This window comes from Marinobacter salicampi, assembly GCF_011074795.1.
Taxonomy (GTDB): Bacteria; Pseudomonadota; Gammaproteobacteria; order Pseudomonadales; family Oleiphilaceae; genus Marinobacter; species Marinobacter salicampi.
Genome location: NZ_JAAMPF010000025.1, coordinates 1 through 3,527 on the forward strand (window position 1 = coordinate 1; position 3,527 = coordinate 3,527).

Sequence of the window (3,527 nt, forward strand, 5' to 3'; positions counted from 1 at the left end):
TTCGATCCCGCTTAGCTCCACCAAAAACCGATCGAAGACCGAATACCTGACCAACCGCTTAGGTTGGATCAGTGTCCAGAAACAAGTGTTTCCACTTGATGACTCAAGTCCGAAGCCCTTCTTTCTGATCACTGGGTCAGAACTGCTCTTTAAAAATACGGACAAGATTGAAACATCCGAGAGGATGAATCTTGTGACTGACAGCCAGGCCCTCGGGTCCGGTTGATAGTGACGAGGTTTGTTCACTCAATTGATAACGATCAAGCGTTATCCGGTGTTGTCGTTGAAGTGGTTGTATATGGCTTCGAGCGATTGTCTTGTAAGGGTCGTCACCTTCGGGTGAAGGGCCGTACAGTCAGTTGTCTTGGGGTTATATAGTCAAGCAACTAAGCGCATACGGTGGATGCCTTGGCAGTCAGAGGCGATGAAAGACGTTGAAGCCTGCGATAAGGCTCGGGGAGCTGGCAAACAAGCTATGATCCGGGCATCTCTGAATGGGGAAACCCACCGACTTTCGGGTCGGTATCTTGCACTGAATACATAGGTGTAAGAGGCGAACTCGGGGAACTGAAACATCTAAGTACCCGAAGGAAAAGAAATCAACCGAGATTCCCTAAGTAGCGGCGAGCGAACGGGGACTAGCCCTTAAGCTAGACAACTGGTAGGAGAAGGTTCTGGAAAGGACCGCCATAGTGGGTGATAGCCCCGTATCCGAAACCTGAGTCTGGTGAAAACGAGTAGGACGGGACACGTGATATCCTGTCTGAACATGGGGGGACCATCCTCCAAGGCTAAATACTCCTGACTGACCGATAGTGAACCAGTACCGTGAGGGAAAGGCGAAAAGAACCCCTGTGAGGGGAGTGAAATAGATCCTGAAACCGTATGCGTACAAGCAGTCGGAGCAGACTTGTTCTGTGACGGCGTACCTTTTGTATAATGGGTCAGCGACTTATGTTCAGTGGCGAGGTTAACCGTATAGGGGAGCCGTAGGGAAACCGAGTCTGAATAGGGCGATTTAGTCGCTGGACATAGACCCGAAACCGAGCGATCTATCCATGAGCAGGTTGAAGGTGCGGTAACACGCACTGGAGGACCGAACCCACTGTCGTTGAAAAGCCAGGGGATGACTTGTGGATCGGAGTGAAAGGCTAATCAAGCTCGGAGATAGCTGGTTCTCCCCGAAAGCTATTTAGGTAGCGCCTCGGACGAATACCACTGGGGGTAGAGCACTGTTTCGGCTAGGGGGTCATCCCGACTTACCAACCCGATGCAAACTCCGAATACCAGTGAGTACTATCCGGGAGACACACGGCGGGTGCTAACGTCCGTCGTGAAGAGGGAAACAACCCAGACCGCCAGCTAAGGTCCCCAAATTCCAGTTAAGTGGGAAACGATGTGGGAAGGCTCAGACAGCTAGGAGGTTGGCTTAGAAGCAGCCATCCTTTAAAGAAAGCGTAATAGCTCACTAGTCGAGTCGGCCTGCGCGGAAGATGTAACGGGGCTCAAACTGGATACCGAAGCTGCGGCTGTGCACGTAAGTGTACGGGGTAGGGGAGCGTTCTGTAAGCCTGCGAAGGTGAGTTGAGAAGCTTGCTGGAGGTATCAGAAGTGCGAATGCTGACATGAGTAACGACAATGGGAGTGAAAAACTCCCACGCCGGAAGACCAAGGTTTCCTGCGCAACGCTAATCGGCGCAGGGTGAGTCGGCCCCTAAGGCGAGACCGAAAGGTGTAGTCGATGGGAAACGGGTTAATATTCCCGTACCTCGCGTAACTGCGATGGAGAGACGGAGAAGGCTAGGTGAGCCGGGCGACGGTTGTCCCGGTTTAAGCGAGTAGGCAGTGGGCTTAGGCAAATCCGGGTCCACAATGTCGAGACGTGATGACGACTGCCCTTTTGGGCGGGAAGTCATTGATGCCATGCTTCCAGGAAAATCTTCTAAGCTTCAGGTTACGAGAGACCGTACCCCAAACCGACACAGGTGGTCAGGTAGAGAATACCAAGGCGCTTGAGAGAACTCGGGTAAAGGAACTAGGCAAAATGGTGCCGTAACTTCGGGAGAAGGCACGCCGGTGGTATGTGAAGCCCTTCGCGGGCGGAGCAGAAGCCGGTCGAAGATACCAGGCCCCTGCGACTGTTTATTAAAAACACAGCACTGTGCAAACACGAAAGTGGACGTATACGGTGTGACGCCTGCCCGGTGCCGGAAGGTTAATTGATGGGGTTAGTCTTCGGACGAAGCTCTTGATCGAAGCCCCGGTAAACGGCGGCCGTAACTATAACGGTCCTAAGGTAGCGAAATTCCTTGTCGGGTAAGTTCCGACCTGCACGAATGGCGTAACGATGGGGGCGCTGTCTCTACCCGAGACTCAGTGAAATTGAAATCGCCGTGAAGATGCGGTGTATCCGCGGCTAGACGGAAAGACCCCGTGAACCTTTACTATAGCTTCACAGTGAACTTTGAGCATGCTTGTGTAGGATAGCTGGGAGGCTTTGAAGCGGTGACGCCAGTCATCGTGGAGCCAACCTTGAAATACCAGCCTGGCCTGTTTGAGGTTCTAACTTCGACCCCTTATCGGGGTTAAGGACACTGTGTGGTGGGTAGTTTGACTGGGGCGGTCTCCTCCCAAAGCGTAACGGAGGAGCACAAAGGTGGGCTAAGCACGGTCGGACATCGTGCGGTTAGTGTAATGGCACAAGCCCGCTTGACTGCGAGACAGACACGTCGAGCAGGTACGAAAGTAGGTCATAGTGATCCGGTGGTTCTGTATGGAAGGGCCATCGCTCAACGGATAAAAGGTACTCCGGGGATAACAGGCTGATACCGCCCAAGAGTTCACATCGACGGCGGTGTTTGGCACCTCGATGTCGGCTCATCACATCCTGGGGCTGAAGCCGGTCCCAAGGGTATGGCTGTTCGCCATTTAAAGTGGTACGCGAGCTGGGTTTAGAACGTCGTGAGACAGTTCGGTCCCTATCTGCCGTGGACGTTGGAGATTTGAGGAAAGCTGCTCCTAGTACGAGAGGACCGGAGTGGACGAACCTCTGGTGTTCGGGTTGTCACGCCAGTGGCATTGCCCGGTAGCTATGTTCGGACAGGATAACCGCTGAAAGCATCTAAGCGGGAAGCCCCTTCCAAGATGAGATCTCCCTGGACCCTTGAGGTCCCTGAAGAGCCGTTCAAGACCAGGACGTTGATAGGTCGGGTGTGTAAGCGCTGCGAGGCGTTGAGCTAACCGATACTAATTGCTCGTGCGGCTTGACTATATAACACCCAAGACAATTGCGGATAACGCACCGATCGTGATCAATCGCACCACCGTTTCAATCTTGTCCTGCCCAGTGATCAACCGTTTTGCCTGACGACCATAGCGGTCTGGAACCACCTGATCCCATCCCGAACTCAGCAGTGAAACAGACCAGCGCCGATGGTAGTGTGGCTTCTGCCCATGTGAGAGTAGGTCATCGTCAGGCTCTTAATACCCAAACCCCAGTACCCAACGGTACTGGGGTTTTTTATTGG

The 3,527-nt window shown here is 53.2% G+C and carries 1 protein-coding gene and 2 rRNA genes; all 3 read left to right on the plus strand.

All coding sequences use genetic code 11. From position 1 onward, the window contains the following. Positions 1 to 226: hypothetical protein (locus tag G7W63_RS19840; RefSeq protein WP_207308961.1), on the plus strand; the 226-nt coding region annotated here is incomplete at its 5' end. A 150-nt stretch (positions 227 to 376) separates the two neighbouring features. Next, a 23S ribosomal RNA gene (locus G7W63_RS14240) occupies positions 377 to 3,271 on the plus strand. Between the two features lie 91 nt (positions 3,272 to 3,362). Next, positions 3,363 to 3,478: ribosomal RNA gene (rrf, locus tag G7W63_RS14245) — 5S ribosomal RNA — on the plus strand. The last annotated feature ends 49 nt before the right edge of the window (positions 3,479 to 3,527 follow it).